Origin of the sequence: Dorea sp. ICN-14282 (genome assembly GCF_037890115.1) — a bacterium.
In the GTDB taxonomy this organism is placed as follows: Bacteria; Bacillota; Clostridia; order Lachnospirales; family Lachnospiraceae; genus Dorea_B; species Dorea_B phocaeensis.
The window spans coordinates 247,689-270,185 of record NZ_JBBKBH010000003.1; the positions used below are offsets into that span (position 1 = coordinate 247,689).

Below are 22,497 nucleotides of genomic sequence, written 5' to 3' on the forward strand. Positions count from 1 at the left end.
CACGGCAACTCGTCTTTGCACCTCGTTTGTGTGCTTCCCTCAAGAAATACCGCACACCTTCCGTCTCACCACTGATACTGATTCTAAATACCAGACACCGCTTGTCCTGAAATACGGCCTGCATCCTCAGCCGGTCACTATCCTGAAGCGAATCACTGTCCACACCGATACGCATAAACCGAAACTCCATCTCACCGGCAACAAGACAAAAGCTTCCTTGCCCCACACACAAACACACACCCTGCCCGATTTAAGTATTTCCAAATCCTTGCACTCTCCCCTTCATCCACTACTCTATAAGTCTTGCCCAGCAAATCTGGAAAGTGAAGCCTCTGATACAAACAATTTCGCCGTCACCGCTTTTGCAGAAAAGTCCGTTTTCTCATGGTTATAAATAAAAAAATCATCAATATTTTTCTATCATTTAAAATTATTATAATTCGATTTAACAATCGATACAACCGACTTTACATAATACTCCACGCGCCTCACCTTTCCTGCATTCTTCTGTCGCCGCTATTTCTTCTGCATATTCCGGAAATGGTAATATGCCCCCAACACTCCCGCATCATTCCTATGCTTTGCAAACGCAAGCTTTGTGTGCTTTGCAATACTCGGAACCAAATATTTCCCAAGTGCAGCTTCTATCCGATCTCTCAGATACTCTTCCTGCGCTATCACTCCGCCACCTTCCGTGTCAGAATACTCGCTGCCCCAAGGGTCTGGAAATCGCTTCCTTCCATATGCATATAGCCCACTTCACAGGCGCTCCCGGAACATCCGTGATACACCTCGCCGCCAATCACCATGCTTCCGCCGATTCCTGTTCCGATAGTCAACATCAATGCACTCTTACTTCCCTTTGACGCGCCGGACATATGCTCTGCAAGCCCTGCGCAATTCACATCATTTTCCACTTCACACGGAACGTGGAAACGCGTTTCCATAACAGCTTTAAACTGAGTTCCAATATAGTTTGGAATCAGCGGCGCCGAATAGAAGATCTCGCCTTTTTCTGTGTCTACCATTCCCGCAGTAGAAATGCAGATTCCAAGAAGCTCCTCACTAAGATCTTCTTTTGCCCGAAGGAAATCTTCTACGATCCCAACCGCCTTTTCCAAAATCGAAGGTCCGCCCTTATAAGCTTCCGTCGCCATCTCATACCGCTCAAGAATGGTACCCTCTTCTGTGAGAATGCCATACTTGATCGCCGTTCCTCCAATATCGATGCTAATATATTTTTTCTCCATTCTTCATTTGCCTCCTCTAAGCATGTCGAGGAATCATCTTGTCTATTCCCCATTATAATATATTGAAATATTTTCCGCAATCGCCTTCCCGCAACGCGAAAAAGCGACACTTCTCATAACCCAAAGAGGCAAGGCGGAACTCCTTCCGTCTTGCCTCACCGCCTGCTATTTCATACGAATCTTAAAGATTGCTTTTTTGATTGTCTCCGGCTCATCCACCGCTACAGCGGTACGATGTCCATCACTTGGATAACAAATCAAGAAATCTCCATCCCGAAGTGTTACCGAACTATTCTTTTCTCCATCCATCGGAAGAAAATCGTCTTTTTCTACGAACTCTTTCAAATCCATATTCTCTATAAAGTTCAGATCAATCTGCTCGGTTCCATGAAGCATCAAATGAAGATCCAAATATTGTCTGTGCGCTTCCCAGAAACGCTCGCTGGCAGTTGTTGTCGTATATTCCACTACATTTACAAACAAACGGTCACCGTCAATCTCGTGACTTCCTTTTTCATAGGATGCAAGATCATGCTCGTTTGCATAGGCAAAACATTCTTTGATCTGTTCTTCCAGAAATGGATATTCTTCAAGGTTTTGAATATTTCCGAAAATCATAATCGGCCTCCTTAATTCTTATATACGGTTGTAAATGGAGCCGGCACGGAAGTATCTCCTTTTACCTTTCTCCAGATCAAGCTTGCCGGAATTCCAACTACAAGTGAAACCAAAATAGAGATCAAAGAGTAAGACCAGATAGACACTGCTCCTGCTGGTGTAAAATATTTAATACCAATCATCACTGCAGATGCTGCAATAAATGCAAGTGTTGCTCCGAATGTATTTGCCACCTTCGTAAATGCTCCAAGGATAAATGTTCCGATCAGAATTCCAAGTACTAATCCCATAAATCCATTGAACCACTCGTATGCTGATTTCACACCACCGTTTGCCAATACTATCGCAACAACGATAGAGAAAATTCCTACGACCAAAGATACATACTGACCGATCTTCGTCTGCTTCTCAAAGCTTAATTCCTTCTTCGACAGACGAGCCTGAATATCCAAAGTCCAGCTTGCCGCCACAGAGTTTAACCCTGTTGACAATGTAGACTGAGACGCCGCATAGATCGCTGCCAAAAGAAGACCTGTAATACCTACCGGAAGCCCAAATGCAATGTAAGATGCGAAGATCTGATCCTGCGCTGCTGCCGGTGGAAGTGTATTCTGCTGATAGAATACATAAAGTCCTGTGCCGATCAAATAGAACACCGTTGCAATGAAGATAGACAGTGCGCCATTTGTAAGCATCATTTTATTTAATTTCTTTCTATCTGTTGTCGTTGTAAATCTCTGTACAATATCCCGACTGGATACGTAAGATCCCATCGTATTGAAACCTGCTCCTACGATCATAATAAATACACTGTCTTTTAAAATATTGATATCGAAGATCGGCTGATCCACAGCAAAGAATTTATGTTCTTCGGTAAATGCTGTAAAGATTGCTCCAAGTCCGCCATCAATGTGTACCAGGAGAAATACCAATGCAAACGTAACTCCAACCAAAAGTACCGATCCCTGAATAAAGTCTGTCCAAAGTACGGATTTTAATCCGCCTGTATAAGAGTAAATAATTGCAATTACCCCCATCACGATAATCAGAACATTTACGCTGATTCCTGTCAGACTTCCAAGTACCATACATCCTATCGCCCTTACTCTGCTCTGTATAACCCACCATCGTAGTTCCGATAAAATCAAATCCAAGTTCATCTGCATGAAGCGCTTCTTCTACGGTTGAGCAATCTGCCATCAGAAGCTGATCCGGATACTTCTCTTTGATCCGATGGAAGAAATCATCCAACGTCACATTTCCCGGACGCAGCGCTCCAGTTGCATCTAGCGCAAGGATTTCCGGTCTTACTTCCATCAATTCCTCGATTTCTTTCATGGTCGGTGTGATATAGACTTTACTGTCTTCATAATCGCGTTTCACAATTCCAATGATCGGCAAATCTACCTGTGCCTGAATTTCCTTAATGTCTTCCCTGGTATTTGCACGAATTTCGACAGCTCCTCCTTCGTTCGCAGCGAGCGCCATTCTTCCCATAATAAAAGAAGAGTGAAGAGGTTCGTTTGAAAGCGCCTGACATGACACAATCAATTTCCCCTGTAGTCCTTCTATTCTCTCGTTCATTCCCCATTCCTCCTTGATCTTTCCGGCATACAGTATCTTCTTTTCGTTTCTATTTTTAATAGTCTTCCCCTTTTTTGAAAGTTCTTTCATATTTTGGGATGTTCCATCTCCGAAAACACCAAAAATACAGTTACTTTTTTGGTAAACCTACACAAGGCACAGTTACTTCTTTCCGGCAAACGCCTTGCCAAGACTAATTTTAAATACGCAATAGAATTCCTCTGTTAAATTACACCAATAAATAAAACTGGATAAATTACCGATATGGTCTGATATTTTTAATAAAATATAATTACAGTCAGGCATTGTACCCTGCGCCTGACCTATGAATAAAATTGACACTTTTGAATATTGTCGAAATGATATAAATAATTTTAACTCTTTTCAATTCTCTTTACTTCTAAGCTTGTTCACTGTCTCTTCTACGATCTTTTGAAAAGCCTCTGTAGATTCCGCCTTTATTGCCAGTTTGAATAAACGCTTTAATTCTTCCTCACTGTTCAGCTTACAAAGCGCTTCCTTTAATTCTCCGGATACTTCACCTTTATCTGCAAGAAATTCTAAGATGTACTCCCTTGCATTTTCCTGACGTCCCTGCGCAAGTCCCTCCTGCCTTTCTTCTTTCAGCAATTCTTCAAACAACATATATCGTTCCCCCATTTCGCGACTTGCCTTAATCTCACGAATCGAATCCTGAAACTGCTTTACCAACTCATCTCCAAAATCCTGTTCACTTTCCACAAGATCAGCCTCCACAAACTTCAAAAACTTAACTAGACTCCGTGGCATCTGTTCTTTATTCTTTCCTCTGGTACTTAGAAAAATTGTCTTATTTCCATCGCGAAGCTTTGCACATGTGTCCTCTTGACACTCCATGTCAATCTGACTGTGATAATATCTGCTTCTTTTTCCAAGATCTGCCTGACGTCTTGTCTGCATCTCCACATTATAATGTGTATGCTTTTCATCCTTGGCATAAATATCGAGCCATACACCTTTATACTCCGGATGATAAATCATACTTCTCTCTTTACTAACCACAACCTTCTCAATCGGGAAGCCGAGAACCATCTCCAGAAAAGCAATACAGTTCTCCTCAATACTCATAACTGCGCCAAACATAAAATTATCTTTGATCGTTAAGTCCTGTAACCTCTTTTGTCTGCTCATTTTCCTCCATTTCTACAGAGGAATTCTATAAGAAAATTGTATCATGAATTTTACCAAAAAACTATGAGCAGCTAGAAATTAAGTAATATTTAATAAATACATCAAATTCAGAAAAACTTTTATATAAAAAGGATGTGCCGAAACACATCCTTTTAAACCTAACTTTTCTTTTTTCTTCGATTATAAAATATCAATAACAAGGATCCGATAACCAGCACGCCAGCCAGCGCCTGAGACACCGGAAATCCCCATCCCGGAATCAAAAGCTGATCTGTGCGAAGCCCTTCAATCCAGAAACGTCCTGCCCCGTATCCAAACAAATACAACAGAAAAACTTCTCCATCAAATTTCTTATATTTCCGATATACGAGCATCACAACCAATACCATCAGGCACCACAAGGATTCGTATAGAAATGTCGGATGTACCTGAATATAAGATACTCCATCCACCGTCTCCATATGCTTGCGCATCAGTTCCGTCACATCTGATGAACGCACTGCATCTAAAGGAAGCCTCATTGCCAAAAGGCCATCTGTATATTCTCCAAATGCTTCTCTGTTAAAGAAATTTCCCCACCTTCCGATCATCTGCCCGGCAACCAGTCCAAGTCCGGCAGTATCCATAATAAGAGGCGCCGACATCTTTCGTTTTTTTGCAAAAATACATACTGTAATAATCGCTGCAATTACGCCACCGTAAATTGCAAGTCCTCCCTGTCGGATATTAAAAATACTAAGAAGGTCATCTTTATACATATTCCAGGAAAAGATCACATAATATAGCCTCGCTCCAATAATCGAAAAGATAACCGCATAAATGGTTAAATCATAATAATCTTCCGCCTTCTGCTTTGTCCGCTTCGCTTCTGCTGCCGCAATAAAAATTCCTGCCAGAATTCCTAATCCGATCAACATTCCATAATACGCGATATCAAATCCAAATACTGTAATATGATCTCCTACTGATTCTAAGTGTATTCCAATATTGGGAAAATCAATTGTTCTGTGCATACTCAAGTCTCCATTCTATACATTAAATCGGAACAACATAATATCCCCGTCTTTTACTACATACTCTTTTCCTTCCAGGCGAATCAGCCCCCTCTCTTTCGCTGCATTATGGCTTCCGCACGCAATCAAATCATCGTAGGATACCACTTCTGCACGGATAAATCCACGTTCAAAATCAGAATGGATCTTTCCTGCCGCCTGTGGAGCCTTCGTACCTTCCGTAATCGTCCATGCACGTACCTCCGGCTCACCTGCCGTCAAGTAACTGATCAATCCCAGCAGACGATAGCTTGCTCTGATCAGTTTTTCCAGGCCGGATTCCTGAAGCCCTAGATCCTCCAGGAACATTTTTTTCTCATCATCATCAAGCTCTGCAATCTCCTGCTCAATCTGCGCGCATACGACGAATACTTCACTTTCTTCCTTGGCCGCATACTCACGAACTGCCTGCACTCCTTCATTTTCCGCACCGTCGTCTGCCAGATCATCTTCCGCTACATTTGCCGCATAGATCACCGGCTTATAAGTAAGAAGATTATAACCTGCCAGCCACTCTTCCTCTTCCTCATCTTCGGCACCGTCAAAGGTCTTTGCCAAACGGTTGTCTTCCAGATGAGCTTTGATCTTTTCTAAAAGCTTTAACTCCTTCGCCGCCGTCTTATCGTTTCTTGCCACTTTGGTCGTTTTTGCAATTCTTCTCTCCAGAATCTCCAGATCAGAGAAGATCAACTCCAAATTGATCGTCTCAATGTCACGCAGAGGATTAATATTTCCATCTACATGAACAATATTGCTGTCCTCAAAGCATCTTACTACATGGACAATGGCATCCACTTCTCTGATATTGGCAAGGAACTGGTTTCCAAGTCCCTCTCCCTTAGAAGCTCCTTTTACCAATCCTGCAATATCAACAAATTCAATAGCTGCCGGAATAATTTTCTTAGTATGATACATCTCTCCAAGTACGTTTAATCTCTCATCCGGTACTGTTACCACACCCACATTCGGGTCGATGGTACAAAATGGGTAGTTTGCAGATTCTGCACCTGCCTTTGTCAGAGAATTAAACAATGTACTTTTTCCAACATTGGGAAGTCCAACGATACCTAGTTTCATTTTTATCTTTACCTGTCCGAAAACCCTTGATTTATACGGGTTTTTGCCTTTCTTTATAGTTCTCCTACGTCGTTTTTTATATACTTACTACGTAGACATTTCAAAGTTTAATGCAAGTATAAAGTATAGCACATGGACTATGCTTTTTCAATCTTATCAAGCAAATATTTAGGCTCGCTTTTGTTGACTCCCTTACCTGGGTGACAACTGAATAATGAAATTTTGGAATGATTCCCCCCAATCAAAAATGTCAATTTGACAGTTCCAATTCATTGATAGTAAAAGACCTCTTCACTTTTCTAAGAGGTCTTTTTACGCATATATCTTCTTTTCATTAAGTGTCCATGCATAATATATTAAATGCGAGTAAATTTCTTCTTACACATTTATAATTTTTAGTATGCAACAAAGTTTTCTTCCTAAACAAAAAGAGAAACATACAGAAATACGTTTCTCTTTCTACTCTACCATTATTATCTTTTATATGTTATTCTAATTTCCCACATACTCAAATTCACGCAAGTTGATATTAGCCTTTTTCTGAACCGTTTCAACTGAACGCTCTAAATTTTTCTGGGTCTGTTCTGAGTATGTTTTCAACTGTTCCTTATAAATGTCTTTTCCAAGAAAAATAGAAGATGCAATATCGCCAAAATCAGGCTGAACCGGTTGAATGATACTATAAACCAATTCAATATTTCCATTTTTTTCTATTGGATTTTCAATCAAAATGCTCTGTTCATTGACATAACGATAATAATCTTTCATAGTATCATTTAAAATATCATTCTCTCCTAGATCCTTTCGAATTGAAATAAACCCACCTCTCGCCATTAACTCATGCTGGTATTCATAGGAGTAAAGATATCTCAAATATTCCGCAGCCACATCCGGATGCTTACTACTTGAAGAAATCCCCATCCATCCTCTGGTAAACGGACGAACCACTTGCCCTTTCTCCTCCCCTGCGGGAACCGGGACCTTCATCACTCCAAATTCCAAATCCGGATTTTCTTTTTCCCAAATTGGAATACACCAGGAACCCTGAACAATAAATGCAGCTTTCTCTTCTCCGAATAATTTTCTTGCCTCCGGCGCCGTTAAAGATGCCGTATCCGGATGGAAACACCCTTCCTTATAAAGTGAAGAATATAGATTGAACGCTTCTAGCACCGGCTGGCTTGCAAATGGCACTTCTTCATTTTCCAGGAACAATTGTCCCGCTGGTCCAAGTCTGGCTCCCGCTGTTTCAGCAAACGCCCGAAGTTCAATATCCATTCTGTTCTTCTGCGCTCCACTGGCAACCATTCCGTAATACTTACCAGCGCCGCTTTTGGTTACCTTCCTGCAGATATCCTGGAACTCATCCCACTCCATCTGCTCTGGTATCTCTGATACGCCAACTCCCCTCAAAAGCTTTTTATTATAGAACACAAGACAGCTGGATATCTCAACTGCTTCCGGAAGCAGATACACATGACCATCTTTTACCGTCACATTTTCTCCCAACATTTCCGGCTGAAACTGATCAAAAAAATCCTGTTCTAAATATAGATCCATTGGGAGAAACCACCCTTCATTTACAGCAGTCGAAAAGGTTGTCGTTGATGGAAGCGGAAATAAATCCGGCGCCTCTCCCGATCGAATTCCCGACAACATCGTCTCATTAAACTGCGCCTGCGTAAGCGTCGTGTAATTCACCGTTACGTTTGGATGATCCTCCATAAATTTTTCATTCAACTTCTCTCTTTGTTTTTTGGTACTGTCACTCCAGTCCACAATATTAAGTACAACCTTTTCTGTATCCGGAGTCTGTATTTTTTCCAGATTTTTGCCTGAAGATGCCCCTTCCGTCCCCGATGGTACTACTTTGACTCCAACACACCCGGTAAGAGCAAATGATCCGGCAAAAACCAATGCCAATAATCTTTTTTTCATCATTCTACTCCTTTACAGCTCCTGAGATGCCCTGGATAAAAGATCTCTGGAACATCACAAACAACACAAGCATCGGAAGAATCGTAATGCATGCTCCCGCCGCAATATTTCCCCATTCTACTACATTTTCTCCCTGAAAAGAATAAAGCCCTACCGACAACGTTCGAATCTCCGGCTTATTCACAGATAGAATCAACGGATACAAAAAGGAGTTCCATGTCCAAATTGACTGCGTAATAACCACCGTTCCAATCATCGGGGTAGCTAATGGAAACATAATTTTAAAGAACACCTCAAACTCATTTGCCCCATCCAAGAGCGCCGACTCCCTAAGAGCTCCCGGAATCGAGAAGAAGAAACGGGAAAACAGTAAAATAAAGATCACATGCCCTCCTCCTACTTCCGCCAATATCATTCCAATCAAAGAAGTGTCACAGTTTAACATTCTCAAAATCTGATAAACAGGAATGGTAAAGAAAATAGTTGGAATCCCCATGGAAATCATCATAACCGCTGATATTAACTTCTTTCCCTTAAAATCAAAATATCCCATGATATAACCGGACAGCGCTGTTACCATCAATACAATAAGTACAGACACTACCGTTATTATTACTGTATTTATAAAGTATCTGGAAAACTCAGCCTCCTGCCATGCAGTTATAAAATTGTGAAAGGTCAAAGGATTATCCGACAACAACTCCACAAATGAATTGGTATTCTTACTGCTAAACGCAATCAAAAGCATGATCAGAAATGGCGCTGTCCATATCATAACACCCAAAAATAATACAATCTTTTTTATCATCTCATTCTGCCCGCTTTCCGCTTCATCAAAAGCTTCATCAACAAACTGCCCGCAATCAGGAACACCAGACACATCACAGCAGCCGCACTCGCATAGCTTAATCTCGGTGCTCCAAAGGAACTAGAAAAGGCCGTTCGATAAATATATGTTGAAATCATATCCGTCGAAAAATATGGCCCTCCTGCAGTCAAAGTCTGTATAATATCAAACACTTTCATTGCATTCAAAAACGCAATAGACCCGACAGTAAAAATCATCGGCTTCATTGCCGGAATTAATACATAACGCACAAAAGCACCTTCCGATGCTCCATCCACCTTTGATGCCTCAATTACTGTCTGCGGTATCATCTGAAACCCAGCCATCCAATATATAAATAAAGTTCCCGTTTCTTTCCATACAGACACTAATAGAATCATAAGGAATGCCCATTTAGGTTCTGTAAGCCACTCTATTTTTGTCCCTGCCAAGCTGCTAAATATGGTATTTACAAATCCGTCATAGCTAAAAATGCTCTTCATAATTATGCCAATCGTAGCAGAAGTAGCTACAATTGGCATAATGAATATCAAACGCATTATTTTGCGATGTTTAAAGGTATTATATTCTACCAGATATGCAAGGAAAAACGAGATTGCCACCTGCAAAACAGTTCCTATCACTGCAAACAACAGACTGTTTCGGACTGCATTCCAGAACAATCCATCCGTCAAAACCTCTCTGTAATTTGAAAAGCCTATAAAATTTGCAGTTTTCGTAATCCCATTCCAATTCAAAAGAGAATAGAAAATATTCAAAATGATTGGATACAACTGGAACACCACATACAGGAGCAGCATCGGCAGCATAAATGTCACAATGATCTTTTTACGGCCTTTATCGTTCATTTTTCCATGTCTCCCCGTTTCAAATTACATTTACTGTTACAATTTAAATCCTGCGTAATTTTTGGCAACCTCAATCACACGATACACATCGAGATTTGGCTGAAATGCCATTTCATTTCTGCGGATAAAGTCAAGAACCACTCTCCAAGCACGCTGTGCCTCTACATTCTTTCCTTCGCTGATCAGCCGCAATGCTGTTGCCATTTTTTCCACATACTCTCTATGATATCCAAGGTTCTTCCACTCCGGCTTCTGGTTTCCACTTGTCTTCACAGTATTTTCCTCTATCAAAGAAAGCTTTTCGCGGCTTAAATTCACGCACACGCCATATCGATCAGACAGCACCGGATTCAATCTTTCTCCAATTGCATTGAAGTAATCACAAGATGAATACTGAGATAACGCCTCCAGATATTCAACAACTTCTTTCCATGCTTCACCGTACATAGCGCTGAAGTACTCTTCCTTCAAATCTTCATAGCTTAAAGTATTGTTCCATAACATATGTCCCATGACATAGTTCGGCAGATTATGAGGGAATCCTGCGCGAAGCTCCTGACAGCTGATATATCCATTTAAGCCAAGATTTTTCAGGAACTTTACATCTCGATAGATTACATGACTGATCTTCATATATCCAAGGTCCCCATAATGAGCACGTCCCAATGGATAATCATATACAAAGCTGTCTCCCTGGAATCTTTCTTTCCACTGGAACAAGTAAGAAAGATTTTCTTCTAATGAGTTCGGCAATACAATTTTATTTCTTACATATGGTTTTGCTTCCGGAATTGCATCGTAATCCACGTCTGCATAACTCATTTCAAACGTTCTCGTGATTGGTGCGAACATCATGGTGAATCGTTCTGGATTTTTCAGTGTTTCTTTCTTTGGAGCAAATAACAGCTCATGGTAAAGAAGGAAACAGATCTTGGTATTCAGCCCTTCTTTTGTCAAGGCTTCATCCAACTGATTTAAAATTCTGATATACTGATCAGACGGAAGATCCTTCTGACATTCTTCACATTCACAGATATTGTTTCTCGCATCAGAAAGCCATACATGAAGATAATCCACATCACGTCTTGCCTTTGCATAATCAACAATCAATTCTACCATTCTGTTCCCAACCTCTGGGTTTGCAAAATCCAGACTGGTCAGAATCGGTGCAGTGTCAAAAAGCTCACGCTTTCCATTCAGCTCTGCTACCAATGGCTTTTTCTCTTCCGGAAGTGTCAGTCCCGACTCCCATCCATATTTAGAGGAGTATCCCAGAACTTCTCCTGTCCATCCATGACCAACTCTGTGATGAACGATTCCTCTAAGCTTCATCTCCTCATCAATGCGGTCGCTCATCTCCTGTGCAATCTCTGCGTTGAATAGTTCTTTCTCTGCATATGGGTTAAATTCATGCTCATACCATCTCTTAAAGAAAGAGTATGGATTTTCAAACTGAATAAAGAAGCTGTTCATTCCAATCTTCGGAAGCCAGTCAATAAAGTTTTTCAAATTATCATAAGAGTCTGCACCCTCGATACATACGCCTCTGTGTTTGAAACTTGCAGTCTCTTCGATATGGATTTCTTTCTCAAAGAAATCCACTTCCGTAAGAGACGGGCAAACCTCATGCTCTTTTCCAGGTCTTACATATCTTACTCCAAATTCATAGAAAAATCTATACAATGCAATCAAAATTCCAACTTTGCTGTTTGAGGTAATGATACCTTTTCCCTGTTTCAGTTCAATATGAATCTGATCTAAATCAGCGTCATTTTTCTCAATGGCAAGCTTAAGATCTGCCGCTTCCCATTCACATTCTTCTACTTGAACATCAAATACTTTTTCAAAATAGTATTTTGCTTCTTCTTTTATAAAATCTATATCTTCTAACTTATATCCAATTCTCAGAATCATTTTACTTATCTGCTCCTTCTTTTTTCACAGACTCTTTTTCCAAGTTTCTCTTATCTGCCGCCTTGAAGAACGGGAAGTAGATCATAAAGGACACAGCTACCAGAACAATCTGAAGAACCGCTCCTCTCCAGCTTCCTGTTGCAAGGAATCCACCAATGATCGGCGGTGTCGTCCAAGGAAGTGTTACTCCTGTTGTATAAGGAACCAGATTTGTCATCATTGCTAAATAAGTAATAACTGCATTTACAACCGGTGTCAGTACAAATGGGATCAGCATAATTGGGTTCAATACCGTCGGGAACGTAAAGAGGATTGCTGTATTGATATTGAACAACGCCGGAATTCCAGATACTTTTCCAAGTGTTTTGTAAGCCTTACTCTTACTGAAGAACATCAAGCATAATGCCAATCCGATTGTGGCTCCGCCTCCACCGATATATACGAAAAGATCCATAAATGGAGCAGTTACGATATTCGGAAGTGCTTCTCCCGCCATCTGTGCAATACGGTTTGCATCTGCATACTGAATCCAAAGTGGGTTCATAACGGCTCCTACTACCTGCCCACCATTTACACCACAGAACCACAGCAGTGAGTTCAAGAATACTGCCACAAAAGTTCCAGGCAATGTACCTGCGATCAATCCCAAAGGTTTTCCAATTACAACTGCAAGAATCGCATTCAAGCTTCCAAGACCTGTAATTTCAATTACTTTGAGTACCATTCCGAAAAATGCAAGAATGGTAATACCAGGAATCAATGCTGAGAAAGATTTACTTACCACCTCCGGTACTCCTGCCGGCATTTTAATCGTAATATTTTTCTGGATAAACCAACGGTAAATCTCTGCTGAAATCATAGCTACAACAATTGCAGCAAAGATACCTTTTCCACCTAACATTCCATATGGAATGCCTGCCGCACCATCTTCTGCTACAATAGATGGAGTTGTGAGCAGAAATGCTCCAAGTGAAAGTACACCTGCTGACGGTCCATCTGTATCATAAGACTCTGCCAGACGATAGGCAATACCGAAAGCTGTAATCAGCGCCATCAATCCGAAAGAGTTGTTTGCCATTGTATTCAAAAGAACATCTAATCCCCAATGTGATTTTAACCACTCTGTCCATGCAGCGATCGGGAAGTCCTTAATCAGAACGAAGAACGATCCTAAAAGTACTAACGGCATTGCCATCATAATACCTTCTCTTAACGCTTTTAAATGTCTTTGTTTACCAATCTTTTCCCCCATGGGAGCCAATTTCTGCTCCAAAAAACCAAAGATCTTTTTCATGTTGTCCTCCTGTTTTCATTCGTTTGTTTTTTATTTATTTTTTATAAATATATAATACCTTTTAACCACTGTTTTGTAAAGATTTAATTTATTTTTTGTAAATAATCAACATTTTCATAATTTCGTTTTCGTACATTATGACGAAATAAAAAATCGCATGGAAAAATATGTCTTTCCATGCTACACTAATAGTATACTCACGGTTTTTTCTGAAAACCTGAAAGGACTTATTTATTTATGTATAAAAAACAATCAGATATTTATAAAAATCACGTTGCTTCTGTACTTGAGTTTATCTACCGAGCAGGACAGACCTCAAGAATCGAAATCGCCAATAACACAGGTCTTACACCGGCTCTCATAACTTCTATCACTGCAGATTTAATGAAAAAAGAGGAAATCATGGAAACCGGAGACGAAATCAGCGGCAATTCCGGTTCTGGACGCAAACGCAAGCTTCTCACTTTGAATGCCTCTTCCGGATATCTCCTTGGAATTGAAATCAATATGAGAGGAATCTTTATCGCTCTGACGGATTTGGTTGGAACCGTAATTCAATGTGCCTCCAAACCGCTTTCTTCCTATAATGTAGACAATATCAACGAAGAGCTGGTATCTCAGATTAATATTTGTATAAAAAAAATAAAAGTCGAAAAAATATATGGCGCCGGAATTGCCATCCCTGGACACTTTGATTATTTTAAAAAAACAATTATATCAAACAATCCACTGTGGAACTCCTTTAATCTAGAAGAGATATCCAGCCACTTTCCATTTGCATTTACCGTAAATAACAATGTAGAATGTATGTCGCTTGGCGAGTATCTATTTAACGCCTCCAATTCACCCGATAAATTCTTGTTCTATCACATCGGACACGGATTATTCTGTTCCTTTTTTAATTCTTCACAATTGGGAATTAAGGAAAATTCTTATATCGGAGAAATCGGCCATACCGTTGTTGATATTAATGGCCCTGTCTGCGAATGCGGAAAGAAAGGCTGCCTTCAAACCTATATTTCAGAATCTTGGTTGATTAAAACCGGGCAGCTTTTGTTTAACAGCTCTCCCAATAATATTTTAAGAAGTCTTGTTGCTTCTGAGAATGACATAACCATTGAAACTATCATCAAGGCATATGAATTAGGTGATTCTTATTTCACCACTAAGATTGATCAGGGCCTAAAGCTTTTGAGCACTTCAATTGCCAACACTCTTATCCTTCAGGACAGTGATAAAATCTATCTAAACAGTAAGCTCTTTTGCTATCTGTCATTTAAAAACCAGATTATTTCACAAATACAAGAGCAGCTTAATTTCATTCCAACGAAAAGAAATATCGATATCGAGATTACAGAATTTGATAATTTCAGAGGTGCAAAGGGCGCTGCTGCCTTGGCTGCATTTACATTTTTTATTAATAATCCTAATTTTGAATATCACACATAAAAGATACGGCAGGAATCATCCTGCCGTATCTTTTATCAGTCCTAATCTCATCTATTTATCACGAGTCTCCATCAGAATTACCACACCATCCAGAAATCGAATCACCGCTTCCTCTCCTTCGATCTGGTTGCTGACACACAAACTGTCATAAGGTGTCAACGTGTGCTCGCGAAGCGGATACTTCGCCCCTTCAATGTTAAAGCCGAACACTTCTTGCCCCAGCGGAAATACCGAAAAGTAAGGGCCATAGGCTTCTGTCTTCAAAAGTCTGGTCTCTCCGCCTCCAATTAAGCGGATTCGATTCTGACAATCCAGAATCTGCGCGTCAATCCCGGCCTTAAACGGAATATACAGCGACTGAATATTCGCCCACAAATGATCCACCCGTCCGCCGGTAGCGCCTAGAATCAGAATGCTTTCGCAACCAAGAGTCATGGCAAGCCGAATCGCAATCTCTGTATCAGAGGCATCCTTCACCGGGTTATATTCCCGAATCGGTACATCCGTCTCTTCCCGATAATAGTCCCGGATCTCGCTGCTTGCACTGTCAAAATCTCCGACAATGTAGCTTGGCATGATCTGATGATGATACAGAAATTCCACACCTTTATCCACTCCGATGATAAAGCTGTTTTCATCCTCACCAAGAATTTCACAGGTTAATGCTTCGTCTAACTCTCCTCCGCTTACAATTACAATCCTCTTACTCATAGCTTTTTAATATCTCCATAAACCTTCTGGTATTGTCTCCCGGATCCCCCTTAAATACAGCCGATCCGGCTACAATTACATTCGCACCCGCTTCCAGCACTTCACGCACGTTCGTCTGATAGATTCCTCCATCAACCTGAATATCCACATCCAACTCTCGTTTTGTAATCATCTGTCGGATTTGACGAATCTTCTCCAAGCTTTCCGGAATAAACTTCTGACCGCCAAATCCCGGATGAACACTCATCACCAATACCATATCCAACTCGCCAAGGTAAGGCTCCACTGCTTCTGCCGGTGTATCCGGACAGATCGAAAGTCCCACTTTCATGTTACATTCTTTGATCTTCTCAATCGTTGCCGAAACATCCTCACATGCTTCCAGGTGAACCGTCACCAGATCCGCGCCCGCTTCTTTAAATGCTTCGATATACCGAATCGGCTCCTGAACCATCAGATGCACATCCATCACTTGTTCCGTCGCACCATGAATGGATGCCAACACCGGCATTCCAAAAGAAATACTTGGTACGAACATCCCGTCCATCACATCAAAATGGAGGTACTCTGCTCCATTTTCCGCAGTCTGACACATCTCTTCTCCCAGTTTTTTAAAATCCGCCGCCAGAATTGACGGAGACAGTATATACTTCATATCAGTACCTCCTCTTATTTTTCAGTTCTTCATACATTTCTATATAATTTTCATACCGAATCCTGTGAATTTCTCCGGTCTCCACCGCCTCTTTTACCGTGCAGCCCGGTTCATGCACATGATCGCAGCCATGAAACTTACAAGTGCCTTCATACTTTGCAAATTCCGGAAAATAGTATTTCAGTTCCTCTTTTTCAAACTCATTCACATATAAGGAACTAAATCCAGGCGTATCCATAATATAAGCATCTGATCCCACCGGAAATAATTCCGAATGGCGAGTCGTATGTTTCCCTCGTTCAATCTTACGGCTGATGCTTCCGGTCTCCATGTTGGCTTCCGGTTGAATCAAATTGATAATCGATGATTTACCCACACCGGAAGGTCCTGCAATAGCCGTCGTCTTTCCCTTTAATAATTCCTTGATCTGTTCAATATTCTTCTCTTCTCTTGCGCTGGAAAAAATCAGCGGATATCCGGTTCCCGCATAAATTTCACGAAGCGCCTTGATTTTTTCCTCATCTGCCGCATCCTCTTTGTTAAAGCAAAGAACTACCGGAATCTCTTTACATTCCATCATCACCAGAAATCTGTCTAACAGATTAAAATGAGGATCTGGTTTTGCAGCCGCAAATACCACCAGCGCCTGATCAATATTCGCCACAGCCGGACGAATCAGTTCATTCTTACGTGTCAGAATCTCTGTGATATTTCCCTTCTTCTGATCCTCGTCCAACACCTCCAGCTCTACGTTATCACCCACTAGAGGTTTCATTTTTTCCTTGCGGAATACCCCTTTTGCCTTACATTCATAAACACCGGATTCTACTACGTGAACGTAGTAGAATCCGGCAATTCCTTTTACTATCTTTCCCTGCATACCCTTTTCTTTCATTTCTTTGCGTGATCTGATTATCCCTAAGGCCTAATCGCTTTCTCCGGTTTCTCCGTCACCGCCCGGTCCCTGTGGTTTCGATCCAAGACTGACTACATAACTAACCGTACTTCCCTTATCCAGCTTTCCAGATGCCGGACTCTGAGAAATAATGACTCCCTTTGCGTAGCTATCGCTATACTCGGATCCAGAACGATTCACATACATTCCATTTGCAGAAGCCCAGCTTGTCAATTCACTTTCGTAATGACCTACAAAACTTACTACCTCCACGCGTTCATCCGGCTTTGGACCGTTGCTGACAACAATACTTACGCTGGTACCGGAAGCCACTTTTTCCCCTCCGGCGATAGTCTGAGAAATCACTTGTCCCTTCGGAACGCTCTCATCAAACTCATACGTCACCGTACCCACTGTAAGGCCGGCTGCCTTGATCGCATTCTGCGCATCCGCATCTGCCTGCCCTACGACATTCGGAACTGTCTTCTTCTGAGCGCCCTTGCTGACTTTCATCACAATCTCGGTTTCTTCTGTTGCTTTTGAGTTTGCCGCCGGTGTCGTTCCGATTACGTCTCCTTCCGCAACAGAATCACTGTATTCAAATGTAGATGAAATCTTTTTAAATCCGGCTTCCTCTAATTTACTCTGCGCCTCGTCCTCACTCATATTGCTGACATCTGGAACGACAATCTCATTTCCTACCAGCCCTGAGCTTACCACAACCAAAATCGTCGTATTCTTTGCTACTTTCTTGCCGGCTTTGGTCTTCTGCTCAGATACGGTTCCCTCTTCGTACTTCTTAGAGTCTTTGCGCTCTGCCACCTTGAATCCAAGTCCCTTTTTATTTAACGCCTTCTTCGCCTGTTCTTCCGTCATACCGACGACGTTCGGGACCTTGACTTTACCTTCTGTTTCCTCTTCTTTGGTAATTCCGCCAAATCCCTTGAACACACCGGCAGCTTTTCCGACAGCGAAAACCAGGATAAACACAATGATTACTGCAACCACGATCTTCATAATCTTCATGATTTTCTGCATCTTCGGATTGACGTCATCTGCGCCCTTTTTCTTCTTCCGGCCTTCGTCGTACTCATCATACTCGTCGTAATCTTCCTCCGAGTCATATTCGTCGTAATCTTCCTCGTCGTAGTCGGCATCTCCATATTCATCATACTCGTCTTCCTCACCGTAGGAACCACGAATATCATCCAGCTCTTCGTCTGTGATAATGACAGTATCTGCATTTCCAAGAGGAGGAATCACGACAAAGTCGCCCTCCGGATCCACCAGGGAACGCTTCAGATCCTGAATCAGTTCTGTTGTGCTCTTATAACGCCGCTCTGCATTCTTCTGGGTACACTTTAAGATAATCTGTTCCAGACTATATGGAATATCCGGCACAATCTCGGACGGCGGAGTAATCTCTTCCTGCAAATGCTTCATTGCTACCGACACTGTAGAATCTCCATCAAACGGAACTTGCCCTGTAACCATCTCGAACAACGTAATACCAATGGAATAGATATCACTCTTCTGATCACTGAATCCGCCTCTTGCCTGCTCCGGTGACGTATAATGAACGGATCCCATCGCATTGGAGCTGATCGTATTGGATGTCACTGCTTTTGCAATTCCAAAATCCGTCACTTTTACTTTCCCGTCTCGGGAAATAATAATGTTCTGCGGTTTAATATCCCTATGGATAATTTCTGCCGCATGGGCTGCCCCGATTCCAGAGCACACCTGAATCGCAATACTGATCACTTCTCGATGGGAAAGCCTTCCCTTCTTATCAATATATTCTTTTAACGTAATCCCCTCTACCAACTCCATAACCATATAGTAGAGGCCCCGATCCTCACCAACATCGTAGACATTTACAATATTAGGATGCAGAAGCCCGGCCGCAGCCTGTGCCTCTGATCGGAATTTTCTTACAAAATTTTCATCCTCGCGATACTCTTTCTTTAAAACTTTGATTGCCACGTAACGATTGAGCATATGGTCTTTGCCTTTATAGACATCCGCCATTCCTCCCGCGCCAATCTTGCTGAGCACTTCATATCGTTTCCCAAGAAATATTCCATCTTTTACCATACACTCACCTCATCCGCAAGTGGCTCTGCCATAACAACCCCTATGTTATCTCTCCCGCCATTGCTGTTTGCTTTTTCTATCAACATCTGCACTGCCTCAACAATATCTCGTGCTCCCTTAACAATGTCAAACATATCTTCATCTTCCACCATATTGCTGAGTCCGTCTGTACACATCAAAATGATATCTCCCTTTTTCAGACGGTATTCGTAAATATCTGCCTCCACATCCTCTTTCACACCGATTGCTCGGGTGATGATGTTCTTATCCGGATGATTTTTAGCTTCCTCGGCTTTAATACCGCCAAGGCGCACCATCTCCTCTACCAAAGAGTGATCTTTGGAAAGCTGACGGATCTTATCATTAATAAGGTAGAGTCTGCTGTCTCCCACATTGGCAAAATACAGCGTATTGCCAACAACAGTTGCTGCTACCAGCGTCGTTCCCATTCCCTCTAGCTTCACATCGGTAGATGCAGCTTCGATTAATTTATGGTTCGCAATGCCGACTACGGTGCGAAGAATCTCTTCCGGCTTATCAAGCGGCGTCTGCGCAAGTTCATCCCGCAGCACACCCACTGTATATTTAGACGCAAAATCCCCCGCCTTGTGTCCACCCATTCCATCGGCAACCACAAGCAGGTTCGGAAATGGTCCCACCGGCTTATCTGTCACGTATACATAGTCCTGATTGACTTCACGTTTTCTTCCCACATCAGTCATTGCATATATTTTCATCTGGCTCTCCTTCATTTGCGGCAGCATGGCGTCTGCGCAGCTGACCGCAGGCTCCGTCAATATCAGAGCCTCTTTCCCTTCTTATAGTAACATTAATTCCGTTTTTTTCAAGTTTATTTTTGAATTCCACCGCATTTTTGCGGTTCGGTCTGCGGTAATCCCGTTCTTTGATCGGATTAACCGGGATCAGATTCAAATGACAGTTCCGATGTTTTAAAATTTCCGTCAGCCCTTTCACATCATCCGGCTGATCGTTCACCCCTTCCACCAGACTGTATTCAAAAGTGATTCGCCTTCTCGTCTTTTCAAAATACAGATCACAGGCATCCAGTACTTCTCCAAGATCGTACTTATTTGCCACCGGCATCAGTGCTTTTCGCTTTTCCTGACTGGATCCGTGCAGGGAAAGCGCCAGCGTAATCTGCAGTCCCTCTTCTGCCAGCCTCTTCATATTCGGCACAATGCCACAGGTAGAGGCCGTAATATTGCGCTGACTGATATGAAGCCCGTGTTCATCACTCAACATATGTATGAACTTCACAAAATTATCATAATTATCAAGAGGTTCTCCCGTCCCCATAATCACTACATTGGATACCCGTTCTCCGGTCATTTTCTGAATATGATAAATCTGACGCAGCATCTCGGAAGGCTTTAAATTCCTCTCCAATCCACCGATCGTCGAAGCACAAAATCTACACCCCATCCGACAGCCGACTTGTGAAGAAATGCACACCGACTTCCCATACTCATACTTCATCAGTACACTTTCAATCATATTGCCATCTGCCAGTTCAAACAAGAACTTCTCCGTCGGATCCACCTTAGAGATCTGATGATCCACCATCCTAACTCGGGCGATCTCATACTCTGCATCCAGCTTCTCCCGCAGTCCTTTGGACAGGTTTGTCATGTCTTCAAACCGATCTGCCAGCTTCACATGCAGCCATTCATAAATCTGCTTTGCCCGAAACGCCTTCTCGCCGGCCAATTTCATCTCCATCTGTAATTCTTCATAACTATAGGAACATATATCTTTTTTACTCATGATTCTCCTTCTGAAATACGGCGATGTAGAAGCCATCCCCGCCGTCACGCCCCGGCATCATCTGCCGCTGGGATACCAGATGGTACTCTTTAAAGTTTTCTGCAAACCATCCGGCGTTCTCTTCGTTTTCTCCACGGTTTATGGTACAAGTGCTGTACAGCAGCCTTCCCCCTGGCTTCACATAGTCTTTTACCACCTGCAGAATGCTACGCTGCAGGTTCTGTAACTCCGTCAAATCTTCCTTGGTAACCCGATATTTTAAATCCGGCTTTCTGCCCAGTACGCCAAGACCGGAACAAGGAAGATCCGCAATCAAAATATCCGCTTTTTCTATCGATGCTTCCGTCTTCAAAAGCGCATCTTGACAGACTACGCTGATATTGGAAAGCCCACTTCGCTCTACATTTTCCCATATTTTCTGCGTTTTATATTCCGTCAAATCTCTCGCTTCTACGTGTCCGCTCCCTTTTAGCAATTCGGCCATATGAATTGCCTTCCCTCCGGGCGCCGCACACACGTCAATCACATAATCTCCCGGCTGTGGATCTGCAAGCTTTGCTACCTGCATGGAACTTTGATCCTGCACCTGATAAAGTCCCTCTCTAAAACTCGGAAGCCCTGCCAGATAATCATACCCCGACAGATATAATGCCTCTGGCATCCCCGGAACCTCTGAAACCGTCACCCCTTCTTCTTTCAACAGCTTCAGAATGTCTTCCTTCTCCATCCGGTTTAGATTCAACCGCACCGTTGTCGGCGCCGCCTGAAGAAATGCAGTTCCCATCTGCTCCACAGCTTCTTCTCCATATTCCTTCAGCCAGTGACCCACCAGCCACTTCGGAAGCGAATAGATTACCGACAGGTAACTCTCCTTATCCTCTCTATCCGGCATAACAATCTCCTGCTTCTTCCGGCTGATTGTCCGAAGCACCCCGTTCACAAATCCTTTCAATCCGGAAAATCCCCGCTTCACCGCCAGCTTTACCGCTTCATTGCAGATAGCGGAATCCGGCACACTGTCCATATATCGCATCTGATACACGGCGCTTCTTAAAATACAGCGAATCACCGGCTTCATCTTCTGCACTTTTACCTTGGAAAACTGATTGATAATATAGTCAAGTTCTATCATGCGTTCAAGCGTGCCATTTACCACTCTCGTGATAAACGCACGCTCTTTTTTATCTAGATATTGATGTGTATCAAGAATATTTTTCAGAACAATATGGCTGTATTCGCCATCTCTCGTAATCATGAGCAGCGCCTCCAGCACAAGGTCACGCCCGCTTACCGATGCTGCCATCTTCTCTCCT

The 22,497-nt window shown here is 42.3% G+C and carries 18 protein-coding genes and 3 pseudogenes; 1 reads left to right on the forward strand and 20 read right to left on the reverse strand.

What is annotated here, in order from left to right; translation table 11 throughout:
• Positions 1-10 precede the first annotated feature (10 nt).
• From WKT00_RS09795 to celB, 13 genes and pseudogenes are all read right to left on the reverse strand, one after another.
• A pseudogene (locus WKT00_RS09795) lies at positions 11-483 on the reverse strand (MurR/RpiR family transcriptional regulator); the annotation flags it as partial.
• A 33-nt stretch (positions 484-516) separates the two neighbouring features.
• Positions 517-1,250: pseudogene (locus WKT00_RS09800) on the reverse strand (ROK family protein).
• A gap of 165 nt (positions 1,251-1,415) precedes the next feature.
• Positions 1,416-1,868, reverse strand: coding sequence for a YhcH/YjgK/YiaL family protein (locus WKT00_RS09805; RefSeq protein WP_173814737.1), 453 nt, complete (start codon positions 1,866-1,868; stop codon positions 1,416-1,418).
• Between the two features lie 11 nt (positions 1,869-1,879).
• Positions 1,880-3,034 (reverse strand): sodium:solute symporter family transporter, encoded by a 1,155-nt coding sequence (locus tag WKT00_RS09810; RefSeq protein WP_330595931.1) that lies wholly within the window; start codon positions 3,032-3,034, stop codon positions 1,880-1,882.
• Positions 2,958-3,452 (reverse strand): annotated as a pseudogene (locus WKT00_RS09815) (N-acetylmannosamine-6-phosphate 2-epimerase); the annotation flags it as partial. The pseudogene WKT00_RS09815 and the gene WKT00_RS09810, both read right to left, overlap by 77 nt.
• 384 nt (positions 3,453-3,836) lie before the next feature.
• Positions 3,837-4,622, reverse strand: a complete 786-nt coding sequence (locus WKT00_RS09820) for a PD-(D/E)XK nuclease family transposase (RefSeq protein WP_340263388.1) — start codon at positions 4,620-4,622, stop codon at positions 3,837-3,839.
• Between the two features lie 158 nt (positions 4,623-4,780).
• On the reverse strand, positions 4,781-5,635 hold the full coding sequence (gene lgt, locus WKT00_RS09825) for a prolipoprotein diacylglyceryl transferase (protein ID WP_173814739.1): 855 nt from the start codon (positions 5,633-5,635) through the stop codon (positions 4,781-4,783).
• A 15-nt stretch (positions 5,636-5,650) separates the two neighbouring features.
• Positions 5,651-6,751 carry a redox-regulated ATPase YchF gene (ychF, locus tag WKT00_RS09830; protein ID WP_101695748.1) on the reverse strand — a complete coding sequence of 367 codons (1,101 nt, stop codon included), beginning with the start codon at positions 6,749-6,751 and terminating at the stop codon, positions 5,651-5,653.
• Positions 6,752-7,243: 492 nt separating this feature from the next.
• Entirely contained in the window at positions 7,244-8,689 is a 1,446-nt protein-coding gene (locus WKT00_RS09835) for an ABC transporter substrate-binding protein (RefSeq protein WP_340263392.1), read from the reverse strand.
• A 4-nt stretch (positions 8,690-8,693) separates the two neighbouring features.
• Positions 8,694-9,497, reverse strand: a complete 804-nt coding sequence (locus WKT00_RS09840; protein WP_101695746.1) for a carbohydrate ABC transporter permease — start codon at positions 9,495-9,497, stop codon at positions 8,694-8,696.
• A complete protein-coding gene (locus tag WKT00_RS09845) occupies positions 9,494-10,384 on the reverse strand; it encodes a carbohydrate ABC transporter permease (RefSeq protein ID WP_101695745.1) in 891 nt (296 codons plus the stop codon). The genes WKT00_RS09840 and WKT00_RS09845 overlap by 4 nt, the downstream gene beginning before the upstream one ends.
• 36 nt (positions 10,385-10,420) lie before the next feature.
• Complete coding sequence (locus tag WKT00_RS09850; RefSeq protein ID WP_340263395.1) at positions 10,421-12,298, reverse strand: DUF4838 domain-containing protein; 1,878 nt, start codon at positions 12,296-12,298, stop codon at positions 10,421-10,423.
• Between the two features lies 1 nt (position 12,299).
• On the reverse strand, positions 12,300-13,592 hold the full coding sequence (celB, locus tag WKT00_RS09855; RefSeq protein WP_101695743.1) for a PTS cellobiose transporter subunit IIC: 1,293 nt from the start codon (positions 13,590-13,592) through the stop codon (positions 12,300-12,302).
• A gap of 237 nt (positions 13,593-13,829) precedes the next feature.
• Between celB and WKT00_RS09860 the strand changes: the two genes are divergently transcribed.
• On the forward strand, positions 13,830-15,041 hold the full coding sequence (locus tag WKT00_RS09860; RefSeq protein ID WP_101695742.1) for an ROK family protein: 1,212 nt from the start codon (positions 13,830-13,832) through the stop codon (positions 15,039-15,041).
• A gap of 51 nt (positions 15,042-15,092) precedes the next feature.
• Here the strand turns inward: WKT00_RS09860 and WKT00_RS09865 are convergent, their stop codons facing one another.
• Genes WKT00_RS09865 through rsmB form a run of 7 tightly spaced genes read right to left on the reverse strand, consistent with a single transcriptional unit; the run spans position 15,093 to position 22,487 of the window.
• The gene (locus WKT00_RS09865; protein WP_101695741.1) at positions 15,093-15,752 is read right to left on the reverse strand and encodes a thiamine diphosphokinase; all 660 of its coding nucleotides are present in this window, start codon (positions 15,750-15,752) and stop codon (positions 15,093-15,095) included.
• A complete protein-coding gene (gene rpe / locus WKT00_RS09870) occupies positions 15,745-16,407 on the reverse strand; it encodes a ribulose-phosphate 3-epimerase (RefSeq protein WP_340263399.1) in 663 nt (220 codons plus the stop codon). The genes WKT00_RS09865 and rpe overlap by 8 nt, the downstream gene beginning before the upstream one ends.
• Position 16,408: 1 nt before the next feature.
• Positions 16,409-17,287 carry a ribosome small subunit-dependent GTPase A gene (gene rsgA, locus WKT00_RS09875; protein ID WP_101695739.1) on the reverse strand — a complete coding sequence of 293 codons (879 nt, stop codon included), beginning with the start codon at positions 17,285-17,287 and terminating at the stop codon, positions 16,409-16,411.
• A 45-nt stretch (positions 17,288-17,332) separates the two neighbouring features.
• Entirely contained in the window at positions 17,333-19,399 is a 2,067-nt protein-coding gene (gene pknB, locus WKT00_RS09880) for a Stk1 family PASTA domain-containing Ser/Thr kinase (protein WP_340263400.1), read from the reverse strand.
• Positions 19,393-20,136 (reverse strand): Stp1/IreP family PP2C-type Ser/Thr phosphatase, encoded by a 744-nt coding sequence (locus WKT00_RS09885; RefSeq protein ID WP_101695737.1) that lies wholly within the window; start codon positions 20,134-20,136, stop codon positions 19,393-19,395. Before WKT00_RS09885 ends, pknB begins: the two co-directional genes overlap by 7 nt.
• Positions 20,114-21,184, reverse strand: coding sequence for a 23S rRNA (adenine(2503)-C(2))-methyltransferase RlmN (gene rlmN / locus WKT00_RS09890; RefSeq protein ID WP_340263404.1), 1,071 nt, complete (start codon positions 21,182-21,184; stop codon positions 20,114-20,116). The genes WKT00_RS09885 and rlmN overlap by 23 nt, the downstream gene beginning before the upstream one ends.
• Complete coding sequence (rsmB, locus tag WKT00_RS09895) at positions 21,177-22,487, reverse strand: 16S rRNA (cytosine(967)-C(5))-methyltransferase RsmB (RefSeq protein WP_340263406.1); 1,311 nt, start codon at positions 22,485-22,487, stop codon at positions 21,177-21,179. Before rsmB ends, rlmN begins: the two co-directional genes overlap by 8 nt.
• Between the last annotated feature and the right edge of the window lie 10 nt (positions 22,488-22,497).

Coding starts and splice junctions, on each gene's coding strand:
- WKT00_RS09805 (WP_173814737.1), bottom strand. CDS start 1,868: ATGATTTTCGGAAATATTCAAAACCTTGAAGAATATCCATTTCTGGAA.
- WKT00_RS09810 (WP_330595931.1), bottom strand. CDS start 3,034: ATGCAGATGAACTTGGATTTGATTTTATCGGAACTACGATGGTGGGTT.
- WKT00_RS09820 (WP_340263388.1), bottom strand. CDS start 4,622: ATGAGCAGACAAAAGAGGTTACAGGACTTAACGATCAAAGATAATTTT.
- lgt (WP_173814739.1), bottom strand. CDS start 5,635: ATGCACAGAACAATTGATTTTCCCAATATTGGAATACACTTAGAATCA.
- ychF (WP_101695748.1), bottom strand. CDS start 6,751: ATGAAACTAGGTATCGTTGGACTTCCCAATGTTGGAAAAAGTACATTG.
- WKT00_RS09835 (WP_340263392.1), bottom strand. CDS start 8,689: ATGAAAAAAAGATTATTGGCATTGGTTTTTGCCGGATCATTTGCTCTT.
- WKT00_RS09840 (WP_101695746.1), bottom strand. CDS start 9,497: ATGATAAAAAAGATTGTATTATTTTTGGGTGTTATGATATGGACAGCG.
- WKT00_RS09845 (WP_101695745.1), bottom strand. CDS start 10,384: ATGAACGATAAAGGCCGTAAAAAGATCATTGTGACATTTATGCTGCCG.
- WKT00_RS09850 (WP_340263395.1), bottom strand. CDS start 12,298: ATGATTCTGAGAATTGGATATAAGTTAGAAGATATAGATTTTATAAAA.
- celB (WP_101695743.1), bottom strand. CDS start 13,592: ATGAAAAAGATCTTTGGTTTTTTGGAGCAGAAATTGGCTCCCATGGGG.
- WKT00_RS09860 (WP_101695742.1), top strand. CDS start 13,830: ATGTATAAAAAACAATCAGATATTTATAAAAATCACGTTGCTTCTGTA.
- WKT00_RS09865 (WP_101695741.1), bottom strand. CDS start 15,752: ATGAGTAAGAGGATTGTAATTGTAAGCGGAGGAGAGTTAGACGAAGCA.
- rpe (WP_340263399.1), bottom strand. CDS start 16,407: ATGAAGTATATACTGTCTCCGTCAATTCTGGCGGCGGATTTTAAAAAA.
- rsgA (WP_101695739.1), bottom strand. CDS start 17,287: ATGCAGGGAAAGATAGTAAAAGGAATTGCCGGATTCTACTACGTTCAC.
- pknB (WP_340263400.1), bottom strand. CDS start 19,399: ATGGTAAAAGATGGAATATTTCTTGGGAAACGATATGAAGTGCTCAGC.
- WKT00_RS09885 (WP_101695737.1), bottom strand. CDS start 20,136: ATGAAAATATATGCAATGACTGATGTGGGAAGAAAACGTGAAGTCAAT.
- rlmN (WP_340263404.1), bottom strand. CDS start 21,184: ATGAGTAAAAAAGATATATGTTCCTATAGTTATGAAGAATTACAGATG.
- rsmB (WP_340263406.1), bottom strand. CDS start 22,487: ATGGCAGCATCGGTAAGCGGGCGTGACCTTGTGCTGGAGGCGCTGCTC.